Raw genomic sequence first — 24,532 nt, 5'->3', positions numbered from 1 at the left:
ATATAGCTTTTAAGAAAGTTTTTTGTCGAGGATAAAACCTTAGCTTTTTGACATAGCCTCCAAATCCAGTCAAAAATAGCTAGAAATTTCAGTCCTCCTGCATTGATCCAAATGCCCTTTCTGAATGCACTTCGGTCACTTCACATATGTTTGAATTTCTCTACTTCAAAATGGAAAATTTCGTTTATGATAGATAGAATGAATGTAAAAGGGGGAATTTATCAATGGAAATTCAGAAAATTGGTCAAATCGGGGTACCCGTGAAAGATTTAGAACGCGCGATACAATTCTATAAGAATAAGCTAGGTCTTCCACACTTATTTACTGCTGGAAATTTAGCATTTTTTGAAAGTAGTGGAACTCGTCTTCTACTTAGCCTTCCTGAAAGTGATGAATTTGCAAATGCCAGCTCCATTCTTTACTTTCAAGTAGAAGACATTCATGCAAGCTATGAGGAATTACTCTCGAAGGAAGTAAATTTTATCGATGAACCCCATCTCATCGCAAAAATAGGACAAACTGAAACCTGGATGGCGTTTTTTAATGATGGCGAAGGCAATACACATGCGTTAATGAGCGAAATTCAAGAGAAATAAAAACAAGGCATGATTCAATCAGACGTTGAATCATGCCTTGTTTTTGCTATCCTAATATCCGAAAATAGCAACATACTGATTTTGCAGTACAAACCGATTTTCTAACCATCCTAATGTGTTCAGAACATACCCTAAAGAATCTGCATTATATCTTCCAGCAATTTTTTGATACGCCAATAGCTCATACACTTTATTGGAATCAAAATCTACAGGATATAAGCCACTTAGAGGATTTACAAAACCAGTAATTGGACTTTTCAGTTTACCGTTTTCTTCATATATTTCATTTAAATACTCAGCATCTCTTGTTGAAATGTCTATCAAGTACTTTTTATTATTGATTTTACTGATAACTTCCACTTTGTAATTGTCTTGATAGGCAACCTCATATTGGTATTGCTCATTATATAAATTGAAATCAAATAGTAATTGTGCAGTATTTTCCACAAAGGAATAAAGATAATGGTACATGATTCCACCACTGCCACCTGTAGCAATACTGATTAAAATATCATCTACTCCATTGCCAGTAAAATCCCCTAAGAATATCGTAGGATTGTAGCCAGCATTTTCACGAAGTGGAACACTTTTTACGCTGCCTGTTCTTCCATCTTGAACGTGCAGGGTGATATTTTGAGTAAACGGACTAGCTGGTGTCTTACTTCCGGTTAAATAGACATGATCAGGTACTCGATCCCCCGTTACATCACCACGTGCAAACGAAACAATATTCGGCTGATTCATAGTTGTCCTAGAATAATCGTTATACATAACATACCTCTTTTCATGATGAGATCATCATCTTAACTGGCCTTCATTTAGTACTATCTAAGCACCAGCATCATAAAATTTATAAGGCCAGCTGTATTTATCTAAAACATTGTACGCTCCGCGCTTTCAAAGTTTCCGGAGGATTGAATATCTTTAATGATTCATCATAAAGGGGGAGGTAAATAAATGAAGAAATACGGTTCTTTTTCTGGTACGGTTACCATGATTCAAGATTATTCAGTAGGATCAGATGAAGAATTAAAAGGGTGCTTTAAATTAATGTCCTTATTAGGTGAAGATGGTTCAATCGTAAATTTCGTTATTAGCCCAACAACCTATTTTCTAGACCGTGTTATGGTTTCCGTTGGAGACCGTGTAACTGGTTTTTATGATGCCAATGTACCCGTCATTCTTATTTACCCGCCACAATATCAAGCCCTCATAATCGTAAAAGATAACAATTATCAAAATGTAAAGGTTGACTATTTTAACAGCCAGTTGGTGAGTAGTGATGGTCAGCTACAATTGAATTTCTCTAGTTATACACCGATACTATTACAAAACGATCAACCCTTCACATTGAATCCTGCAAACCGAAATCTACTTGTTGTATATGGTCCTGCCACATTTAGCATTCCAGCCCAAACTACTCCCTATAAAATCATTGTTTTGTGTTAGTCATATTTAGTAAATTAAAGAGGGTGCCCCTAAAAGTTAGACTTTTGGGACACCCTTCTTTTACATTCTGTTACTCGTGTCTATTTCAGCTTTTTTACAGGAACTGTATCTAATTAATTCGTCCTTCTCTGCGTCTATGGAGGCGTCGAGAAAAGCAGTGAGCCCGCGGCCTCGGCGAATCACGCCGAAGCCCGCGGGCTCACCACCTTCGTGATGCCTGACGACTCTTACCGGGTCGCCGACGTCATCACATGGCCAAGGGTGGCCTACCGATTAGAGTTCCCCTGGCCATAGCTTTTGCCATAGCCTTTGCCATAGCTTTTGCCATTGTTGTTGCCATTGTTGTTGCCATTGTTTGTTGCCATTGTCGTTGTTGTTGCCTTTGTCATTGTTAATGCCTTTGTCATTGTTGTTGCCTTTGCCATTATTGTTGCTTTTGTCATTGTTGTTGCCTTTGCCATTATTGTTGCTTTTGTCATTGTTGTTGCCTTTGCCATCGTTGTTGCCTTTGTTATTCTTGTTGCCTTTGTCATTCTTGTTGCCTTTGTCATTGTTGTTGCCTTTGTCATTGTTGTTGCCTTTGCCATTATTGTTGCCTTTGCCATCGTTGTTGCCTTTGCCATTGTTGTTGCCTTTGTCATTGTTGTTGCCTTTGCCATTGTTGTTGCCTTTGCCATCGTTGTTGCCTTTGCCATCGTTGTTGTCTTTGTCATCGATGTTGCCTTTGTCATCGATGTTTCCTTTGTCATCGATGTTGCCTTTGTCATCGATGTTGCCATTGCCGTTGTCCTTGTTGAGTTTGAAGTTCAACGGGATGTCCTTTTCCAGCGGAGTGCCTGCCGAAGAACCACCGACATGCACGCTGTACTTTCCATCAACGGTAGCCCACTCGCCATCAGCCCAGTTCCCTAGGTTGTCCGGGTCTTCCGGAATGAAATAAGAGAACGGGTGGTTGGAATCAGCCTGGTTAATCCTCACCGTCACCTGTTGGCTCTCACCGGGCTCAAGGTCAACCTTCTGGAAGTTGACAAGTCGCTTGGTCGGCTGCCCCGCCTCGTCCGGGAGTGTCAGGTAGACCTGTGCCGCTTCGGCACCGGCAACGTCGCCTGTGTTCGTGATGGTGAAGGACACGTCAATACCAGACAACGAGCCTTTGTCTTGGACCTCCTTCACCTTGAGATCGTCATACTTGAAGGTCGTGTACGACAGGCCGTACCCGAATGGGAAGAGCGGCTTCACGTCGTTGGCTTCGTACCAGCGGTAGCCCATCTCGAGGCCCTCGGTGTACTTGGCAATTAGCTGGTCGGAACCGTTACCGTACGGACCAGGGCCACCTGGTTTGCCGGTGTCTTGACGGGTTCCGGGGTACTGCTCCTCGGTCGCAAAGGCGGCCTCACGCTCGGTGGCACCGAACGTCATCGGCAGCTTACCGGAAGGATTGACCTTACCATAGAGCAAGTTGGCCACGGCATTGCCATCCTCCATGCCTGGGAACCAAGCCTCAAGCACGGCAGGTACCTTATCCAGCCACGGCATAAGCACCGTACCGGAAGTCTTCAGAACCACAGCGGTGTTCTCCGCATTGGCCCCCAAGACCGCATCGATTAGCGGCTCTTGCTCCACCAAGTCCTCTTTGTCCGGGTTCGTGTTAAGGTCAATGGCCGGGAATCCCAGGGTGTCGCGGTCCGCGGTCTCATGCGGGTTGTCGCCGACCATCAGCAGCACGACGTCGGACTCAGCAGCCAGCTTAGCGGCAGCCTCAGGGTCACGTCCATCGTTGTATGTTACTTTGGTGTCGTAGCCCAGCTCCTTGATGACATTCTCTAGGCCCTCCTGTGGTGTGACCGTGTAAGGGGTCACGACGTTCTCGTTGTTGTCCCGAACAGAGCGCGGGGACATCTTGGCCTCACCGGCAAACCATTCTACGCCGATCAGTGCGATCGACTTCGGCTCACCATCCAGTGGCAGGAAGCCGTCATCGTTCTTCAATAGCACCGCCCCTTCCTCAGCCATCTTCAGTGCGCTGGCACCGTTAGCAATCGGATCGACGATTTCCGGGAGGAACTTGTCGTAAGGCTCATCCATGTGGCCATACTCGATCATCTTGACGTACCGCGGACGAAGTAGATTGTCGATGTCGTCCATTGTTACCTTACCCGAGTCGAGGACCTCCTGGATCTTCTCCTGGGTGTAGTACTGCGGTGCCCAGTCGAGCTCGACATTCATACCCGCCTTAATGGCAGAGACCATGTCGTGAATCGCGCGACGGTCACTCATGACGTAACCATCAAAGCCCCACTTGTTCCTTAGTGCATCTTGGAGCAGTTCAGAGCTGTCACAGGCAAAAGTACCGTTGACATCCGGGAACGAGCACATCACGGAGGCCGGATCAGCATCCTTGACGGTCATTTCGAATGGAAGCATGTACAGCTCATTCATGGCCTTTGAGGGAACCTGGACACCCATCGTCCACCGCTCGGTTTCCTGCTCGTTGCCAGCTAGATGCTTGAGTTGGGCCTGGACCCCTTGGTCCTGGATGCCCTTGACTTGCTGTGTCGCAAGGGTACCCGTCAGGTACGGGTCTTCACTGAAGTACTCATAGTTCCGGCCATTGTACGGGTGACGCACGAGGTTCATGCCCGGTCCGAGCAGCACGTGATGCGCGAAGGCCCGTGTCTCCTCGCCAAGAATCCTGCCGGCCTCATAGTTCAGCCCTCGGTCAAAGGTCGCGGCCATGGCCAGGGTGGACGGTAATCCCGTCGCCTCCGGATCATTGCCACACGATCCGCCCTTCACGCCCGTACCACCGTTGGTCATGCGAACTGTGGGAATGCCCAGTTCTTCGATCCCACGGATCTGCCGGCCGGTGTCCTGCCACTCACACCCGGGCAGGGTACCCTGGGGAGCGAATTCTCCGTTCATATACTTGCTACTACCGCCCCTTTTGATGATGACCGTTTCACCAGTGTCATTCTCATTGAAGCGCGAGATGGCAATTTGCTGGATCTTCTGTTCCAGCGTCATCGCATCTAGAAGTAGCTCGGTGCGCTCCTCAGCAGAGAGCTGGGTGTTCATCCAGGGTCTGGTCCCTTCCATCCCACCGTTCATCGCATAAGTTGGAAGTACTAACGCAGACATGAAGATCATTGCTGTCAAAAAAATTAAAGTAATGCGTTTTATCATCTTATTTCTCCCTTAAAATCTATTTTTCTATCAGTATTTAAATAATTCGTTTTGTCATCTCCCTTACTTTCTATTAAGTCTATTACTATAGAGGAAAACTATTACGCTAGCATGAACCCATAATTACAGAACAATAACAAATAACACGAGATTAGTAATGCTCCCAAAGTCCTCATGGCTTTTCACTCTAGCATATAGAAAATTTTTCCTGTACAATTTAAGTAAGGAAAAGTAAAAAGTGCGGTGAATCGTTTGTTTAAATTATTGCTAATTGAAGATGATGAAACATTATTTAATGAAATCAAAGATAGGTTGTCTGGGTGGTCTTACGATGTATATGGTATTGCTGATTTTGGTCAAGTGATTCAAGAGTTTACAGAAATAAGGCCTGATTTAGTCATTATTGATATTCAATTGCCAAAATTTGATGGGTTTCATTGGTGTCGAATGATTCGATCCCATTCGAACGTTCCCATTCTATTTTTATCTTCACGTGATCATCCTACCGATATGGTTATGTCCATGCAGCTTGGTGCAGATGATTTTATTCAAAAACCTTTTCATTTTGATGTACTCATTGCGAAGATACAGGCGATACTTCGGCGAGTATATAATTACAATAATGAACCAATTTCACTTAGAACATGGTGCGGTGCAACAGTAGATTTTGAGAAAAATACTGTCGTAAGCGACTCAGGATCAATTGAGCTAACAAAGAATGAAATTTATATCTTAAAACTACTAATTGAACAGAAGAATAAAATAGTTAGTCGAGAAGAATTAATCAAAAGCTTATGGGATGATGAGCGCTTTGTAAGTGATAATACCTTAACTGTCAATGTAAACCGATTACGAAAAAAACTGGAGGAGCTTGACTTAGGACAGTTTATCGAAACAAAAGTTGGCCAAGGGTATATCGCTATAGAGGAAGGGAATTTTAGATGATCAAAAAATATTTAATTGAAAGGATCAGCTGGATTCTTCTCTTTTTATTTTTACAATTCTTTATCATCCTAGTCTCTTATTTTGATACAGCAATCCCATTATTACCTATCGTCTATATTGTCTTTTTATCAACGATTATTTTCATCCTATTTTTAATCATCCGTTACAATAAGGAAACAAAATTTTATAAAAGTATTGAAGCATGGGAAAACAATCTTGATTTAACGAGTATATCTAGTCCAGAGAGTCCTTTTGAAAAAATCATTGAGAATGCGGTTACGAACCAGACTGAATTGCTGAAACAAATTGCTTCACAAAATCTGATTTCCCTAGAGCAGGAGAAGGATCAATTATTATCTTGGATTCATGAAGTGAAAACACCGTTAACAGCTTTACGATTAATGATTGATCGTATAGACAATAAAACAATGAAATCTCAATTAACCTATGAATGGTTGCGAATTCATCTACTACTAGACCAGCAGCTTCATCAAAAACGTATACCATTTATAGAAAATGATTTGTATATTGAGGTTATCGATTTAGCCGTCTTAATTACGAAGGAAATTAAAGATTTACAATCGTGGTGTATTCAAAAAGGAATGGGCTTTGATTTACAAATAGAGGTTAAAGAAGTACTTAGTGATTCCAAATGGCTGACCTTTATCATCAGACAGCTTTTAACAAATGCAATAAAATATAGTGATGCTTCCGATATTATCATTAAAAGCTATCAACAAGATGAACAAACCATTCTTGAGGTAAAAGACTTTGGCCGCGGCATCGATCAAAAAGATTTATCTCGTATATTTGATAAAGGCTTTACATCAACCGCAAAACATCAAGATAATGCTGCAACAGGCATGGGGTTATATTTAGCAAAAAGAGCAGCAAAGCCATTATTAATAAATATAGATGTACATTCAACCCTTGGAACTGGTACAACTTTTACTTTAATCTTTCCAAAAAGAAATCAATTCCTTCATATCACAAGCATGTGACAAAAGTGTCACATGCTTTTATTATTTGTATTGTCAATCGAAGGAATTGAACAACAAAGCCATTTATACTAAAACTATCAAATCATGGGGTGTGTGGATATGAATATATTAGAAGCAACAAAAATTCATAAAAGCTATGGCAATAAATTTAACAAACAAGAAGTACTGAAGGGCCTGGATGTAACCATTAAAAAAGGGGAATTTGTTAGTATCATGGGAGCATCGGGTTCAGGGAAAACAACTTTGCTCAATGTTCTTTCCTCTATTGATAAGGTTAGTAATGGGACAATTAGCGTCGAAGGAAAAGAAATGACAGCAATGAAGGAAAAGCAACTAGCAGAATTCCGAAAGAATCATTTAGGCTTTATTTTTCAAGAATATAATTTACTAGATACACTAACAGTGAAAGAAAATATACTCTTACCATTATCGATTACAAAAACACCAAAGAGCGAAGCAGATCATAAATTTCGTACTTTGGCAGAAGAACTCGGCATTTATGACATTAAAGATAAATATCCAAATGAAATTTCCGGTGGACAAAAACAACGTACATCAGCAGCTCGAGCCTTTATTCATGAACCAAGTATTATTTTTGCTGATGAACCAACCGGAGCGCTCGATTCAAAATCTGCTTCAGATTTGTTAAACAAACTAAGCGATTTAAATCAAAAACGAAATGCCACGGTTCTAATGGTCACTCACGATCCTGTCGCTGCAAGCTATTGCAATCGGGTTATTTTTATCAAAGACGGACAAATTTATACTCAATTAATAAAGGGTGAAGAATCGAGACAGAACTTCTTTCATGACATCATGAAAACACAAGGGGTATTAGGCGGGGTGCAAAATGAGCATTAACCAACTCATCGTTCAAAACCTGAAAAAGAATGTGAAAAATTATTATCTCTATGTGTTTGCCTTAATCTTTACGGCAGCTCTCTATTTCGCCTTTGTCACACTTCAATATGACCCTTCGATGGATGAATCAAAAGGTTCGATTAAAGGTGCAGCTGCACTCCAGGCAGCATCCGTTTTACTCGTTGCGATCGTCTCGATTTTTCTTATATATGCAAATAACATTTTTATTAAACGACGCAGTAAAGAAATCGGTTTATTTCAATTAATAGGAATGACGAAAAGTAGAATTTTTCGCATTCTTACAGTTGAAAATTTAATCCTATATTTCGGTTCCTTAATCATTGGGATTTTTATCGGATTTTCTATTTCAAAATTAATCATGATGATCTTATTTAAGATTACCGGTGTAGAGGCCGTCGCCACATTAAGATTTTCAACAGAAGCATTGGTTAAAACTATTGTGGTTTTTGCTGTTATCTATCTCTTTATCATGTTGATGAATTATATATTTATTAAAAGACAAAGTATCTTATCTTTATTTAGAGTTCTTTCATCGACAGAAGAAAAAGTAAAAAAAGTGTCCATTTTTGAAATGTTATACGGAATGATAGGTATCTTAATGATCCTTTTAGGCTATTATATTTCATCCAAATTATTTGGTGGGGACTTTACAACAATGAATGAACTATTCTTAGCCATGCTCTTCATTTTAGCATCTGTTATTTTTGGAACTTATCTTTTTTACAAAGGATCTGTTCGCTTTATCTTTTATGTGATTCGAAAAAAGAAAGGCGGTTATTTAACGATTAATGAAGTATTGTCTCTTTCATCCATTATGTTTCGGATGAAATCAAATGCTTTATTATTAACAATCATTACGACCGTATCCGCACTTGCTATCGGCTTGTTATCCTTAAGCTATATTTCGCACTACTCAGCAGAAAGATTAGCCCAAAATAATGTGGTTGCTGATTTTTCAATGACAAATAAACAAGATGCTGAAAATTTTAAAGAAGCATTAGAAGGAAATGAAATTAAGTATATCGAAAAAATGATTGATGTCATTCAGGTAAATGCAAACTTAGAAAAAATAACGGAAAAAAATTTAGAGGAGCTAAATTCTGATCTAAAGAACATGACCATTCCTGTCATCAGTGACAAGGCCGTCAATAGTATCGATTTATCTGCAGAGGAAACCCTTTTTACCGGTTATAATGATTTACTACAAAAATTTATGCCACTAAACAGTTCAGGTCAAATCCAATTAAAAGGAAAAAATGAAGTGATCCCGCAAAAATATTTAGGCTTAAGGAAGGATTACATCGTATCATACTATTTTACAAGCGGTGGATTACCCGTCGCCATTGTGGACGAATCTATTTTTGAGCGATTGAAAAAAGATATTGACCTAGAAATTCAAAAAAAATCGACTCTTTATATTGGAATTGATTTGCAAGATGAAAGTAATTTGGAAGAAGCGAATGATCTTTTTCAAAATATGACTTTTACTGGTAAAAATGATTCGCTTCTAGAAATGAGCAATAAGCAGAAAAGAAACATGGGGCTTATCATGTTTATCGTTGGATTTTTAGGATTAACCTTTTTAGTTACATCTGGTTGTATTTTATACTTTAAACAAATGGATGAAAGCGAAGAAGAAAAGCCAAATTATACGATATTAAGAAAACTTGGATTTACACAAGGAGACTTATTAAGAGGCATTCAAGCTAAACAAATCTTTAATTTTGGTATCCCTTTAGTGATTGGCTTAGCCCATAGTTATTTTGCCGTAAAATCTGGTTGGTTCATGTTTGGTACTGAATTATGGACACCAATGATAATTGTCATGTTATTATATACCGCATTATACTCAATTTTCGGTATACTATCCGTCCTCTATTACAAAAAGGTGATTAAAGAAGCACTTTAATCATAGAAAAAGATAAAGCTCCAGTCTACTATGACTGGAGCCCAATTTATAACTATACATTTGCAACTACTTTCGGCATAGCGACCCAATGACCCTTACTTATCTCAACGAGCTCAGATTGATGCAAGTGATATTTATCTTCATCTGTCTGCTCTTCCATTAACGTTCTTTTCTTCTTCGCTTCGATCTTCGGATCGGGAATTGGAATGGCAGAGAGCAGGGATTTTGTATAGGCATGCTGCGGGTTCGAATAGAGCTCCTCGCTTTCGGCAAGTTCTACGATTTTTCCGGCATACATGACTGCGACACGGTCACTTATATGCTTAACCATTGAAAGGTCATGTGCAATAAATAAATAAGTCAACCCAAGGCGATGCTGTAGGTCTTCTAACAATGTAATGACCTGAGATTGGATGGATACATCAAGTGCGGACAGCGGTTCATCACATACGAGAAATTTTGGTTCCACCGCAAGTGCACGCGCAATTCCGATCCGCTGCCGCTGCCCGCCGGAAAATTCATGCGGATAGCGTAAAGCATGTGATGGCTCAAGCCCCACCATATCTAGCAGCTCTTCGACTCTCTTTTTTCTCGCATCCTTACTATCTGCGAGTTTGTGAATATCCAATGCTTGCCCGATAATATCAAGCACTTTAAAGCGTGGATTAAGCGAGGCATACGGATCCTGAAAAATCATCTGCATATGCCGGCGCATCACTTTCATTTCACCTTGCGAAAGCCGGTTCACTGGAATCCCTTGGTATAAAACCTCACCACCAGTTGGTTCATTCAGACGTAAAACAGCTCTTCCTGTTGTCGATTTGCCGGATCCGGATTCACCAACGAGCCCAAGCGTTTCACCCGGCTTAATATGGAAGCTAATATTATCTACCGCTTTTAATACATTTCCTTTACCTAAATCAAAATATTGCTTGAGCGAACGGACATCAAGTAATGGTTTGCTTGAATCAGTGCCAGGCAAAATTAGCGGAGTACGCTTCGGCTTCTTTTTCTCATTAAGCCGAGGCAGTGCATGTAATAGCTTTAATGTATAGGGATGCTTCGGATTTTCAAAGATTTCCTCCGTCGTACCTGACTCAACAATTTCTCCATTCTTCATGACCGCCACACGGTCACACATACCAGCAACAACACCCAGATCATGTGTAATTAAAATAATTGATGTACCAAATTGCTCTTGCATATGTTTCATCAAATTTAAGATTTGCGCCTGTATGGTTACATCGAGGGCTGTAGTTGGTTCGTCCGCAATTAATAGTGTTGGTCGGCAGGCAAGGGCGATGGCAATCATAACCCGTTGGCGCATCCCTCCAGAAAATTCATGCGGGTATTGATTATAGCGTGTCTCGCTGTTACGAATCCCTACAAGCTTCAGTAATTCAATGGCTTCCTTCTTCGCTTCTTTCTTCGATAATTTTTGATGTTTTCGTAAACTTTCGGCTATTTGCTTCCCAATCCGAATCGTCGGATTCAAGGAAGTCATTGGGTCTTGAAAAATCATCCCGATATCACGGCCGCGAATGCTTTCCATTTCTTTTTCCGTTTTATCGGCAAGATTTTTCCCTAAGAATAAGATTTCTCCCTCTTTCATGAAGGAAGGCGGAGATGGCAGCAGTCGCATAATCGACCGGGCAGTAACACTCTTACCGCTTCCTGATTCTCCAACAATCCCTAATGTTTCCCCTTTTCTTACCTCGAAGCTCACGCCGCGTACTGCTTCAAATTCTTCATCTCGGGACATAAATGATACCCGTAAATTATTTACCTTCAAAATTGGATCCACTGTTTTCCCACCTGCCAAATAGTCTATCTTCAAAATCCTATAATTTACTTTTAGGTTGTTTTTGTTGCTCTATGAAATACTACAATATAGTAAAATAACTTTATATTGACATTATCCAAGATTAAAGTATACTATTTCTATCGGAATTACGCAATTGGAATTATTGAGAGAGGAGGTCGTTTCAATGGAAGCTGCCAACGCAGCAAAAGGTAACCGTGTTCATGAGGGTTCAAATTTTTCCGACATGATTAGCCGTACATATGCCAAGATGCAGCTGCATCCATCTTATAAATGGGTTCTTTTCATACTTGGTCTTCCCGTTCAGCTTATTGTATTCCTTATTTATTTAAATAAGAAAAAAAGAGATGCATATTCTTCTTTAGTAGAAAAAAGTAGACAAGAATTACTGGAATCAGGGTTTAAGGAAGAATTAACACTTAAGTATAAGAACCAGCTGCAATGTAAGCAGGCATTTTTCGGTCAAAAGGTTGATGAAGCTAAAACCAATCAGCTGGCAGAGAAATGGGCGGAGGAACAATTACAAAAAACAGTAATCGAAACAACAGAAACTATATTAGAAAAGCATGGGCAAAAAAGGCTAACCTTTCAATCTACTTTTCAAACGCTGCTATTGAATCCGCTTTTTTTATGTTTAACCTTTATACCTGGTTTGCCAATGTATATCTTCATTTTGCTTTATAGCAATCCGTATGTAAAATACATTTTCGAACGGCTTATTATGAGTATATTCGTTATTATTGGCGTTGCTTTTTTCGTATTTACTATTTTGTACATATCACCATTAGATCCGGCAGCAAATATCCTGGGCGAAACAGCTACGAAGGAACAAATTGCTGCATTTAACCACTTGTATGGACTTGATCAGCCGTACCTGACTCAATTATGGAATGCACTAAAAGGAATTTTTACGTTTGACTTAGGCTCATCCTTCTCAGGGAATGAAGAGGTTGCAGCAAGCATTGCCAGGAAATTTCCGATTACATTAATTCTGACATTAATCGCAATGATCATGGCGATTGTCATTGCAATACCAATTGGAATTATTTCAGCAACAAGACCAAATTCTTTTCTGGACTATACGTTCATGTTTATCGCTCTTATCGGCTTATCTATTCCTAACTTTTGGCAAGGGCTAATCTTTATTTTAAATTTCTCGATTAAATTACAATGGCTGCCAGCAACCTTCAATCCAGAAAACTGGCTTTCAATTATTATGCCGGCCGTCGTTCTTGGGACAGGTCTAACTGCTTCCATTGCGAGAATGACAAGATCATCGACACTTGAAGTAATTAATGAGGATTATATTATTACAGCCAAAGCAAAGGGCCTGAATCAACGGCAAGTGCTCTGGAAGCATGCTGTCGGGAATGCGATGATTCCTGTCATTACCGTAATCGGATTGATGTTTGGCGGAATGCTTGGAGGGGCGGCTGTTACCGAAAAGGTTTTTAATATCAGCGGGATTGGAAGTTACATTGTAGACAAACAGTTCATTCCTGATATTCCTAGTATTATGGGCGGAGTCGTCTATGTCGCAATCACGATTTCATTAGTGAATTTATTCATTGACATCTTGTATGCGTTTTTCGACCCTCGCATCCGTTCAAAAATGAAACAATCGTAAAGCAGGTGAAGTGATGTCTAAAATCTTGAAAGAAAATGAAAGCTTTTATAAGAGGCATGCGCTAAAACTATCTCCTGAATATACACAAGGAAGCTTTACTTGGATAACATCGCTTGCACTGACTGTTGTATTTCTACTAAGCAGTATCGATTTTTCAGAGATGGCAATCAAGCCTGTTGTATTTGGAGTCTTTACTGCCTATGCATTGTTTACACTCATCCAAATAATCATTACCTTAAAGATCAAGCAGGATTTGAAAAAGCTTGGGCTGATTAGGCAGTCAACAAGAATGTTAGGCTATATCCAGCTTTTAAGTATTTTTACAGGGAATATTTTTGTCGCAGCCTTTGCTTTTCAATTAATAAAAAAGAAAAAAACGCCTGAATATGTATTTGCTGTTTACATGCTGCTGATTCAGTTTTTTGTAATGGCCGTATCAGCACTCAATTTGTTTAAGCCTTATGTTTCAGACACGTTTCTACCGGCGATGTTTGTCTTCCTCATCATCGCTCTGTTTCAGCTAACGGTCCTTTTCCTGATTGCGAAGGAGAAAAAGGGCGCAAAAGTGGCGGGATGGAAGCCTTTTATCGGCATCCCTCTTCTCCTGACTGCGTTAACAGGTAACCTGTTCGCACTCGTACTTGGCTGGAACATGTTAATGGAAAAACGTAACCGCAAAAATCCTAGTACCGGAAAGTGGTACAAGGTTTGGGAGAAGATCACCAGTAATACGACATCGATGCTTGGCTTATTTTTCATCGTATTTGTATTTGCCATTTCTGTCTGCAGTTACCTGACATTTGACTATGGGATGGCGATTGAAAATAATTACAGCGCCATCCTTCAAGCTCCAAGTCTTGTGTATCCGCTTGGCACGGACAACTTTGGCAGGGATTTATTTTCACGAATTGTATTCGGAGCCAGAATCTCTCTGATTGTCGGCTTCTTATCAACGGCAATTCCTTTCATAATCGGAGGTATACTGGGGGCCATTTCCGGCTATTACGGCCAGCGCACCGACAATATCATCATGCGTGTGCTTGATATTTTGTACGCTATTCCCGGTATATTGCTAGCGATTGTGATTATCGCTGCGTTTGGTTCCAACACCGTGACACTTGTCATCGCCCTAAGCGTTGGATCGATTCCGACATACGCACGAACGATGCGCGCGAATGTGCTGATGGTTTCAAATTATGAATATGTTGACTCTGCCAGGGCGCTCGGTGCAAGTAATCTATCCATCATTTTTAAACAGGTGGTGCCCAACTCGCTTGCCCCGATGATTGTAAAAGCTACGCTAACGATTGGCGGAGCGGTTATTGCGACAAGCAGTTTAAGTTATTTAGGACTTGGGATCGAGCCTCATATTCCGGAATGGGGTAATATTTTAAAGATTGGAAGCACCTATCTGGAGTCCCATTCTTATCTTGCCATCTATCCGGGACTCGCGATTATTGCTCTTGTCTTATCCTTTAACTTTTTGGGAGACGGACTCCGGGATGCCCTGGATCCAAAGCTAGATTAATAGTTTTATATTTTGGCTATGTTATTACCCATTGTTGATTTTCGTTTAGGTATGAGAATTCATAGGCGGAGAATTTCCGGTTATTGTCTATAGTAGAGGCTTTAGAGGCAGAAATCAGCGGAGATATTCCGCTTAACTGCTCTAAATAAGACAAAATCCATCGATTTGGATCGTATAACCGGAAAAACTCCGCTTATTTTAAGGGAAATATGGGTATTTCACAATATAAACGGAATTTCTCCGCTTATATTTCGAACAGCGTGAAATCAACATTCAGTTATAACAGAGCCTATATTTTAAGGAGGAAATTATTATGAAGAAAACCCTTTTACCTTTACTCCTCGCTTTCGTTTTACTGTTGGCGGGATGTGTAAAAACAAAATCTGATGTGGCAGAGAAACCATCATCTGATTCAAAATCAGGCGGTAATGCAAGTGAGCAAGTGGAAATTGAAGTTCTTGGAATGAGCAGTGGTGAAGCAGACCTGAATATTGTCCGCGATCAGCTCGTAAAGAACGGCTTCAAAGTGAAGCTTAATATTCAGCCAGACTATGGCAGTTATAAAGCACAGCAAGATGCAGGAAATTTTGACGTCGCTTTATCAAGCTGGACAACCGTTACAGGAAACCCGGACTATGCCGTCCGTTCCCTTTTCAAAAGCGGAGGGGATTACAGCATTATGGCTGATCCTGAAATCGATAAGCTGATTGACAAAGCAAGCACGCAAACTGCCAAGGACTATGTAAAAACATATAAAGAATTGGAACAGCGTCTTGTCTTTGATAAAGCCTATATCGCGCCACTTTATATTTCTTTAAAAACACAAGCGATCAATAAAGACGTGTTAAATCCAAAATCAGTCAGACTATCAAAATCTCGTTCCATGGTGTGGGAAACAATAGACTTCAACGATGCAGCCAAGCGTGTAACGGAGCCGTTTATTTTATCGCAAGCGATGCCAACCCTAACATCACTTGACCCCATTAAGGGCAATGATGGTTCCATTAACATGATTAATACGAATATGTATGTTCGTTTAATTAACTTAACCGATGATGATAAAATTACAGCAGATGGATCTTTATCACGCAACTATAGCATTGCAGATGGCAACTCTGAGTATTACTTCTTATTAAGAGACGATATTAATTTTGCCAAAATAACGGATAAGAAAGCTGTCGACACAGACGAGCGTGTTGGTGCTGATGATGTCATCTTCTCCTTGGATCGTGCAAAGGATAAAAACTCTGTACCAGATCACCGCACATACAGCCTGCATGAGCATATTAAAACGGCAGAAGTTGTCACGGATTTAAGCGCGCTTGAAAAGGCAAAGCAATCCGGCAGCGATAAATCAGTAAGAGAAGCACTTGAAAAAGGCTTGGATACGCCTATTTCCACGCTTGTAGCTGATAAAACTCAAGCGAGTAATAAAGAAGGTAAATATCAGGTTGTAAAAGTAACAACAACAGAGCCATTCCCGCAAGTGCTTAACTATTTGGCACACCAATCTGCCGGAATTGTTTCTAAAAAGCAAGTTGAAAGCATCAACACATACGATGTTGCATCCTTCGATGTAACCAAGGACATTCCTTACGGTGACCAAAACACAGTTACAGAAGGGGATAAATTTAACAATACGTTATACGCAAGTGGTCCATACATCCTTTCTTATAAAAACGATTACGAAGCGATTTTTCACAAAAACCCTGGCTATATGAAGGGAACTGAGCACGAAGCTAAAATCTCAAACATTAAGCTTCGATTCATCAAAGATATCGATAGCTCCATTTCAGCATTACGCAACGGCGAGATTTATGTATTATACAGCGTTCCCGAAAACAAACAGGATGTTGTAGAGAGTGATAGCAAGCTGAAACTGCAAAGCATGGAAAGCAACGGTGTAACGTACCTGCTCTTCAACACAAAAAATCGTGAAGTAGCTAAGAGCGAAGACCTTAGAAAAGCAGTCCTTTACTCGATTAATCAAGATGAAATCATTAGCTACTACCAAGGCAAGAAAATCAAAGCCGTATCAACGGTAAGCCCAATCGTAAAAACTGGAAACGAGCTTAAAGCAGATCCAGACAAGGTAAAAGAATTCTTAAAAAAATAACTGTGTTAAATGATACTGTTAATTTTATAACCTGTTGATTTGAGCGGAAGGCACGAGACTCCTGCGGGACTAGCAGGTCAGGGTGAGACCCCGCAGTCGCACAGCGGCGAGGAGGCTCACCGACCGCCCGCGGAAAGCGAAGTGCCTGGAGCTCAAATCAACAGCCAAGTTTAACACAGCCAAAAAAATAAATATCAAGTAAGTAAAATGTAAACGGATGGTGACGAACACCATCCGTTTTTTGAAATTTGTTGGATTCTCCTTATAATGTTTTATCTAAAATAAAGAGCCACAGAACAAAATTTCTTCGATTATTCCTACCGATGACTAAAAAAGCACTTTAAGTAGAAAATACCAAGGGGACGGTTCGGTTCTCCTGGTTCTTTTAAGCCAGAAGAACCGCCCCCTTGGAAACTTTCTCAATTAGAAACTTTCTAGTTGACAAAACATCGGTACTATACGATAATAATAACTGTATTAGAATTATTCTAATTTAAGTTTTACTATATTTGAGGAAAAATTTTCAAAACATATACTTAGGAGGAAATTGATTATGTCATTAATCGGTAAAGAAGTACAAGCATTCACAGCTAACGCATACAAGAACGGAGATTTTATCACTGTTTCAGATGCAAACTTTAAAGGTCAGTGGAGTGTAGTTTGCTTCTATCCAGCAGACTTTACATTCGTTTGCCCTACTGAATTAGAAGACTTACAAAATGAATATCCAACATTAAAAGATCTAGGTGTTGAAGTTTACTCTGTATCAACAGATACTCATTTCACACACAAAGCTTGGCACGACAACTCACCTGCTATCGGCAAAATTCAATATACGATGATTGGTGACCCATCTCAAAGACTTACTCGTGCATTTGATGTACTTGATGAAGAAGAAGGTCTTGCACAACGCGGAACGTTCATCATTGATCCAGATGGTGTTGTACAAGCTATGGAAATCAATGCAGACGGTATCGGCCGTGACGCAAGCACACTTGTAAACAAAATTAAAGCAGCACAATATGTTCGTAACAACCCAGGTGAAGTTTGCCCAGCTAAATGGCAAGAAGGTTCAGAAACTCTTAAGCCAAGCCTTGACCTTGTAGGAAAAATTTAAGGAGTAGATAAAATGTTACTAGATGCAGATATTAAAGCACAGTTAGCCCAATATCTAGATTTGATGGAGGGCGATGTCCTTCTAAAAGTCAGCGCTGGATCCGATGAAGTATCGCGCGACATGTTGCTTTTAGTAGAAGAATTAGCTGCCATGTCCTCCCACATTAAGGTTGAGAATACAGAACTACAAAGAACACCAAGCTTTAGTGTAAATCGTATCGGCGAAGATACTGGCATAACTTTTGCTGGTATACCTCTAGGACACGAATTTACTTCATTAGTATTGGCTCTCTTGCAAGTTAGCGGAAGAGCCCCTAAAGTGGATCAAAATGTCATTGATCAAATTAAAGCCATTAAAGGTGACTATCACTTTGAATCCTACATCAGCTTGACTTGTCACAACTGTCCTGATGTTGTCCAAGCTCTGAACTTAATGAGCCTTCTTAACCCTGGTATTACTCATACCATGATTGATGGGGCTGCTTATAAAGAAGAGGTTGAAAGCAAAAACATCATGGCCGTTCCAACCGTTTTCCTAAATGGAGAAAATTTTGGCGGCGGTCGTATGACGGTTGATGAAATTCTTGCAAAGATGGGTTCTGGTGTAGATGCATCCGAGCTTTCTGATAAGGAACCATTCGACGTGCTTGTAATTGGCGGCGGACCAGCAGGTGCAAGTGCAGCTATTTACGCTGCCCGTAAAGGCATCCGTACTGGTATTGTTGCTGAACGTTTCGGCGGTCAAGTGATGGACACAATGGGTATTGAGAACTTTATCGGTACGAAATATACCGAAGGTCCTAAAGTTGCTGCAAGCCTTGAAGAACATGTCAAAGAGTACAATGTTGATGTGATGAATTTACAGCGTGCTAAACGTTTAGAAAAGAGAGACTTCGTTGAAATCGAACTTGAAAACGGCGCTATTTTAAAAAGTAAAGCTGTCATCCTTTCAACGGGTGCCCGCTGGCGTAATGTTGGCGTCCCAGGTGAAGCCGAGTTCAAGAACAAAGGTGTAGCTTACTGTCCTCATTGTGATGGTCCATTGTTTGCAGGAAAAGATGTTGCTGTTATTGGCGGCGGTAATTCCGGTATTGAAGCAGCGATTGACCTGGCAGGTATTGTGAATCATGTCACAGTTCTTGAGTTTGCTCCAGAGCTAAAGGCTGACTCTGTCCTGCAAGATCGTCTGAACAGCCTACCGAATGTAACGGTTATTACGAATGCGCAAACGAAGGAAATTACCGGTACTGACAAAGTAAATGGTATTACCTATATTAACCGTGAAACCGGCGCAGAGAAGCATATCGAATTACAGGGTATTTTTGTTCAAATCGGTCTTGTTCCTAATACGGATTGGTTAGGCGATACGATTGAACGCACCCGCTTCGGTGAAATCATTGTAGATAAGCACGGTGCTACAAACGTCCCTGGCGTATATGCGGCAGGCGACTGTACAGACAGTGCTTATAAACAAATCATCATCTCAATGGGATCAGGTGCAACTGCAGCACTAGGAGCATTTGATTACCTTATCCGCAATTAAACTTCCAAAAGCCGCTTGCTATCTTATCGATAGTAGCGGCTTTTTTCACTGTAAAAATCTCCCTTTTGTTTGAAATGATATGAAGAGTCTTTCTGACTCTAATCCATTGTTTATGCTATACTTTAGAAAGTTTGTTATCTGAGAGGAGTTATTTTTTTGGAGTTGTTAGACTCAAAAGCCAAAACGAAATCATTCTCTATATTTATATTTATTACGGGGATTGTACTTGTAGCCTTTAATTTACGCCCCGCCATTACATCATTAGGACCTTTAGTCGGGATGATTCAGAAGGATGTTGGACTATCACATTGGAGCGCAGGTTTATTGATGAGCTTGCCGTTAGTGATTTTCGCCCTCCTGTCTCCGATTGTTCCAAAAATAGCTAATCGACTAACAAATGAATTGACATTGCTGATTGGTCTATCATTCCTTTTGATCGGTATTCTCATTCGTTCAATCCCGATGACTTTCTTTCTTTTTACAGGGACGCTTTTAGCTGGCATGGGTATCGCCATCGGAAATGTTCTATTACCAGCCATTGTTAAAGACAAATTCCCAGAAAAATTCGGTTTAATGACAAGTGTTTATTCCACATCAATGGGCTTAGTCGCATCCTTGGCATCAGGAGTAAGTATTCCTTTAGCCATTAATTTAAAGCTAGGATGGCAGGGTGCCCAAATTGTCTGGGCGATACCGGCAGTTGTGGCAATCCTAGTGTGGCTCTTTCTTCACAAAAAGAATAAAAAAGAGACCAGAGTCTTCCAACAGAATGCAGGCTCTAACACAACGCGAATTTGGCGTACACCTCTTGCCTGGCAAATCGCTATCTTCATGGGGTTTCAGTCCTTTTTATTTTATGTAACAATTTCATGGTTACCTGAAATTTTGCATAGTCAGGGCATGAGTATGGAAACAGCGGGATGGATGCTTTCTTTAACCCAGTTAGTAGGATTACCGGCAAGTTTCTTCATTCCTGTTCTAGCTGGACGTACTCAATCACAAATTTGGATTGGCTTCATGTTAGGGATGTGCTCAGTTTTGGGTTACAGTGGATTATTATTTGGCTCATCCTATCCTATTTTGATTGTCAGTATCACCCTAATTGGTTTGGGATTGGGAGGAGCTTTTCCCTTAGCTCTAACGTATATCGGACTTCGTGCTCGAAACGCAAATCAAGCGGCAGCATTATCTGGAATGGCACAATCGACAGGTTACCTCCTCGCGGCAGTTGGCCCGTTGTTTATCGGCTATTTATATGATATAGCCCATTTGTGGACCATTCCAATCGCTACGCTCATCTTCGTTTCAGTAATCGTCATGATTTTTGCCATGCTGTCCGGACGTAATAGGTTTGTATAAGAACGATGAAAAAAGACGATTCGGATAATGAATCGTCTTTTTTGCTATTGCTCGTTAGGAAGAATGCCGGTTATTTAAGCTTTTACACCTTGCAAAAGTTCCCCGTATTTATGAAGACTATTTTCCTTTGTATAAACATCCGCTTGACGCAATGTTTCAACGATCGTCGGCATATCCAATGCCTTTACAAATTCATTAATCGCTTGAACACCTGCATCTGCATAAGCTTCTCTTTCTTCTGGTGTTTTCAAGAGCGGTGTAGCCATATGATCGGATGGTGCATCAAAGTAAGATCCCACTGCACCAGATTGATAAGCATATTTTCCTAATAGATTACCAGGATTCTTACCCATCCCGGCTAACATATGCTGCACATCATACGTAACTGAATTAGATTCAGGTACATTTAATGGAACATCTTCTAGTCGGCCTAAAACTTTATATGCACCAATGCTCATATCATGGAACGCATCCATCAGATTGAATTTGGCTGCCTCTGCTGCTTTTAATACATCCATATACAGGATGGGCACATTTGTTTCATCAAAGAAATCACGAACCATGCCACTTACTGTCATGTGAGCTGGGCCATGACTCGTAATATATACTTGTCTTCTAAAGCCTTGTTTTAGCAATGACTTTGCAATTTTATCCAAATAAGCCATTCCGTCTTTTATGCTCATTTGAATGGTCCCCCGGCCAATAATCGTTCCCCCTGGGAAAAAATAAGGTAAGTTGTGCAAAACAAGCCCATCAGATGCTTCAGCCATTTTTAAAGCAATCGCTTCTGCTAAAACAGTTTCAGAATCCAGTGGCAACGCTCCATGAGTTTCCGTTACGCCAACTGGAACATAGATAATATCATTTCGATCTAAATATTCCTCGACTTCCCCATTTGTCATTTTTGAAAGGAATCTAGTACGCATTTAAACCTCTCCCTACAATTTCTTTTTATTAACTTTTACGACGCTCTTCTTTCTTTTAACACGGCATACATTTCATTTGTGCTCTTTGAATTTAGATTAAAGATTAACCCTACACCGATTAGGATGATAATAAACGCGACAACTGGCATACCTGTGTACATTTTTAAAATACCTTCTGCCACTTCTTGTGGTTGTGACTTTGCACCAGATACAAATCCAACCCAACCTAAAGAGTAACTTCCCACCGCTGCTCCTACTCCCATTCCTACTTTACGAGCGAAAGAATAGAGGGAGTAAAGGGTTCCTTCAATTTTCTTGCCAGTTTTGTACTCTGTGTAATCGATACAGTCGGTAACCAATGCCCAAACTAGCATAACGAACACGGATGAACCGATTGTTGCGAAATTGTATAATGCCGCAAATACATATACATTTTCAAACGTAACTAAAGTCATTAAAGTGGTTGCAACTAAACTGAATGCTGATGTCACAAGAATCAAGTTGCGTTTATTGAATTTTGCTACGAGTTTTGGAATAACAACGAATAACGCAAGTATAATTCCCATGCTTATGAATGAGTTAATCGCAAATGCACTAGGCATGTTATAAAACTCTGCAAATACATAAGCAGCTAAAGTAGCAACCCCTGAAATAATTAACGTAGATCCAAGAGTTGCCACCATCATACCGATTAATGGTCTGTTGGAAAGGGCTACTTTAAAGGCATCCTTGAAATCGTATTCCGGCTTAGCTCCAGCAGGCTTTTCGTCACGGATACGTTCCGTTGTTAATTTTACAAGCCCTGTATAGGATAATAAGGATAAAATACTGAATACAATCGCGATATAAAAGAATGCCTCGGGAACGATATTTCCAGCTTTATCATAGATGAACATTGGAACAAAAGATAAGAATCCAACTCCTACAATCATACCGCCGATGGAACGAGCACGAGATAATTTTGTACGTTCAACAGGATCATTTGTGATAACAGATGCTAATGAACCATATGGAATGGCATCAGCCGTATAAGCAACACAGAAGAATAAATAAGCAGCGACTACCCAAATGTGAGTAGCGGTAGAACCCCAACTTGATATGTCTGCAAAAGCGAGTAAACAGGCTGCTGCTAGTATCCATTTAGAAAAGCTGATCCAAGGCAAGAACTTATCTCCGCTTTTCCCTATTCTAAAACGGTCAGTAATGGTCCCCATAACTCCTGTGACAAGAGCATCGAATACTTTTCCGACTAAAAACATTGTCCCCATAAAGTAAGGGCTTACACCCAATACGTACGTACAAAAGACAATAAAGAAAGAACCAATATATAAGTTAACGAAACTTCCTCCAACATCCCCTAGCATATAGCCAACTTGATCTTTTACTCCAAACTTCTTCATATAGTAACCCCCCTGTGTGTCCTTTTGTTTTTTTGTAAGCGTTTTATTTATTTCTTGAATTAAGTATACATCGTATAGTAAAAACATTTTTATACTACAATTGCATGTATTTATAGTATAATTGCGTAATTTTCATTCAAGTGGCAGCAGCATAAATAGACGCATGATTTCTCATGCGCCCCGAAAAGATTCATTACTTAAACTTTTTTCTATACTCTTTCGGTGTTACACCTTCTACCTCCTTGAAAAACGTAGAAAAATACTGGGAGTTGCTAAACCCCACCATAATAGCAATTTCAGTCATGGAAAGGTTGGAGAATCGGATCAATTCTTCTGCTTCTTTGATTCTTCTAAGATTCCGATAATTACTAATCGTGATTCCCTTTTCTTTTTTAAACGAACGCATTAAATGGGAAGGATGAACATGTATTTTCGCAGCCAGTTCTTCCATAGAAATATCCTCTGCAAAGTTCATCTCTATGTAGTTTTCGGCTTTTTCTACAATCGTTAAGTTATTACTGTTAGACTTTCTGATGGCTGGATCAGAATACTCGGTTATCATATTTGAATGAATCTTATCTAATTCAGAAATGGTTTCGGCATGCTCGATCATAATCGCATACTTTTCGGATATAAAATGACCTTGCCATGAACTTAACCCGCCCTTTTCGGCGACATAACTATAAAGGGTATTGTGTGACAAAAGTATATTTTTAAAGGAACGGACTTTATCATTTGGAATTCTGCTAAGAATCTTTAATTGATCCCCTTGAAACACCTTAGCCACGACTATTTTGTATTCCGCTACCAACTCTTGATCACTATGTTGAATAGCATAGAGTAACTTTTCCCTTTTCATTCGTAAATTTTCAATATGTTCATTCGTAAGCCCGTTGCGACTTTTAGGTGAATGGGAAGATTCTGTTTGTCGATCGTCTTTCATCTAAATCCCTGCCTTATGTATTACGCGATAATATCCTATTGTATCATTCTTTTCCATATTTCGGATTTGATTCTTGAGGAAATGCTGCGATAAAAGTATTTTTCCCGCTTGTTAACAGTAGAGAGCATGAATAAAAGAAGTGGTCATTAGACTAAAAAAGACGATTCGAGGGGGGCTCAAATCGCCT

The 24,532-nt window shown here is 40.2% G+C and carries 18 protein-coding genes; 12 read left to right on the top strand and 6 right to left on the bottom strand.

What is annotated here, in order from left to right; all coding sequences use genetic code 11:
• Positions 1–224: 224 nt before the first annotated feature.
• Positions 225–596, top strand: a complete 372-nt coding sequence (locus tag BLR86_RS12905) for a VOC family protein (protein WP_090762015.1) — start codon at positions 225–227, stop codon at positions 594–596.
• A gap of 51 nt (positions 597–647) precedes the next feature.
• Here BLR86_RS12905 and BLR86_RS12900 read toward each other — a convergent pair whose 3' ends face one another.
• Positions 648–1,367 (bottom strand): spore coat protein, encoded by a 720-nt coding sequence (locus tag BLR86_RS12900; protein ID WP_090762012.1) that lies wholly within the window; start codon positions 1,365–1,367, stop codon positions 648–650.
• A 186-nt stretch (positions 1,368–1,553) separates the two neighbouring features.
• Between BLR86_RS12900 and BLR86_RS12895 the strand changes: the two genes are divergently transcribed.
• On the top strand, positions 1,554–2,045 hold the full coding sequence (locus BLR86_RS12895) for a hypothetical protein (RefSeq protein ID WP_090762010.1): 492 nt from the start codon (positions 1,554–1,556) through the stop codon (positions 2,043–2,045).
• Positions 2,046–2,318: 273 nt separating this feature from the next.
• On the opposite strand, the gene BLR86_RS12890 is transcribed toward BLR86_RS12895, so the two are convergent.
• Positions 2,319–5,228, bottom strand: a complete 2,910-nt coding sequence (locus tag BLR86_RS12890; protein ID WP_090762008.1) for a beta-glucosidase — start codon at positions 5,226–5,228, stop codon at positions 2,319–2,321.
• Between the two features lie 252 nt (positions 5,229–5,480).
• Between BLR86_RS12890 and BLR86_RS12885 the strand changes: the two genes are divergently transcribed.
• From BLR86_RS12885 to BLR86_RS12870, 4 genes are all read left to right on the top strand, one after another.
• Complete coding sequence (locus BLR86_RS12885) at positions 5,481–6,173, top strand: response regulator transcription factor (RefSeq protein WP_090762006.1); 693 nt, start codon at positions 5,481–5,483, stop codon at positions 6,171–6,173.
• The gene (locus tag BLR86_RS12880) at positions 6,170–7,174 is read left to right on the top strand and encodes a sensor histidine kinase (protein ID WP_090762004.1); all 1,005 of its coding nucleotides are present in this window, start codon (positions 6,170–6,172) and stop codon (positions 7,172–7,174) included. The genes BLR86_RS12885 and BLR86_RS12880 overlap by 4 nt, the downstream gene beginning before the upstream one ends.
• A 99-nt stretch (positions 7,175–7,273) precedes the next feature.
• Positions 7,274–8,035 carry an ABC transporter ATP-binding protein gene (locus BLR86_RS12875; protein ID WP_090762002.1) on the top strand — a complete coding sequence of 254 codons (762 nt, stop codon included), beginning with the start codon at positions 7,274–7,276 and terminating at the stop codon, positions 8,033–8,035.
• Positions 8,025–9,965 carry an ABC transporter permease gene (locus tag BLR86_RS12870; protein ID WP_090762000.1) on the top strand — a complete coding sequence of 647 codons (1,941 nt, stop codon included), beginning with the start codon at positions 8,025–8,027 and terminating at the stop codon, positions 9,963–9,965. The genes BLR86_RS12875 and BLR86_RS12870 overlap by 11 nt, the downstream gene beginning before the upstream one ends.
• 52 nt (positions 9,966–10,017) lie before the next feature.
• On the opposite strand, the gene BLR86_RS12865 is transcribed toward BLR86_RS12870, so the two are convergent.
• Positions 10,018–11,769, bottom strand: coding sequence for an ABC transporter ATP-binding protein (locus tag BLR86_RS12865; RefSeq protein ID WP_090761998.1), 1,752 nt, complete (start codon positions 11,767–11,769; stop codon positions 10,018–10,020).
• Positions 11,770–12,013: 244 nt separating this feature from the next.
• On the opposite strand from BLR86_RS12865, the gene BLR86_RS12860 reads away from it, so the two are divergent.
• The 6 genes from BLR86_RS12860 to BLR86_RS12835 all read left to right on the top strand — a co-directional run bounded on the left by BLR86_RS12860 (position 12,014) and on the right by BLR86_RS12835 (position 21,076).
• Entirely contained in the window at positions 12,014–13,414 is a 1,401-nt protein-coding gene (locus BLR86_RS12860) for an ABC transporter permease (protein ID WP_090762313.1), read from the top strand.
• A 13-nt stretch (positions 13,415–13,427) separates the two neighbouring features.
• Positions 13,428–14,942, top strand: a complete 1,515-nt coding sequence (locus BLR86_RS12855; protein ID WP_090761996.1) for an ABC transporter permease — start codon at positions 13,428–13,430, stop codon at positions 14,940–14,942.
• A 313-nt stretch (positions 14,943–15,255) separates the two neighbouring features.
• Complete coding sequence (locus BLR86_RS12850) at positions 15,256–17,058, top strand: ABC transporter substrate-binding protein (protein WP_175492881.1); 1,803 nt, start codon at positions 15,256–15,258, stop codon at positions 17,056–17,058.
• A 553-nt stretch (positions 17,059–17,611) separates the two neighbouring features.
• A complete protein-coding gene (gene ahpC, locus BLR86_RS12845; RefSeq protein WP_090761992.1) occupies positions 17,612–18,175 on the top strand; it encodes an alkyl hydroperoxide reductase subunit C in 564 nt (187 codons plus the stop codon).
• Between the two features lie 12 nt (positions 18,176–18,187).
• A complete protein-coding gene (gene ahpF / locus BLR86_RS12840) occupies positions 18,188–19,717 on the top strand; it encodes an alkyl hydroperoxide reductase subunit F (protein WP_090761990.1) in 1,530 nt (509 codons plus the stop codon).
• 156 nt (positions 19,718–19,873) lie between these two features.
• Positions 19,874–21,076, top strand: coding sequence for a CynX/NimT family MFS transporter (locus BLR86_RS12835; RefSeq protein WP_090761989.1), 1,203 nt, complete (start codon positions 19,874–19,876; stop codon positions 21,074–21,076).
• A 74-nt stretch (positions 21,077–21,150) separates the two neighbouring features.
• Here BLR86_RS12835 and BLR86_RS12830 read toward each other — a convergent pair whose 3' ends face one another.
• From BLR86_RS12830 to BLR86_RS12820, 3 genes are all read right to left on the bottom strand, one after another.
• A complete protein-coding gene (locus BLR86_RS12830) occupies positions 21,151–22,002 on the bottom strand; it encodes a creatininase family protein (RefSeq protein ID WP_090761987.1) in 852 nt (283 codons plus the stop codon).
• Between the two features lie 35 nt (positions 22,003–22,037).
• Positions 22,038–23,402: an MFS transporter gene (locus BLR86_RS12825; RefSeq protein ID WP_090761985.1), complete on the bottom strand. Its 1,365-nt coding sequence runs from the start codon at positions 23,400–23,402 to the stop codon at positions 22,038–22,040.
• Positions 23,403–23,595: 193 nt separating this feature from the next.
• Positions 23,596–24,345: a helix-turn-helix transcriptional regulator gene (locus tag BLR86_RS12820; protein WP_090761983.1), complete on the bottom strand. Its 750-nt coding sequence runs from the start codon at positions 24,343–24,345 to the stop codon at positions 23,596–23,598.
• Positions 24,346–24,532: the final 187 nt, after the last annotated feature.

The organism is Bacillus sp. OK048 (assembly GCF_900103525.1).
In the GTDB taxonomy this organism is placed as follows: Bacteria; Bacillota; Bacilli; order Bacillales; family Cytobacillaceae; genus Neobacillus.
The sequence above is the reverse complement of the archived record's forward strand: the minus strand, read 5'-3'. Positions and strand labels throughout refer to the sequence as shown.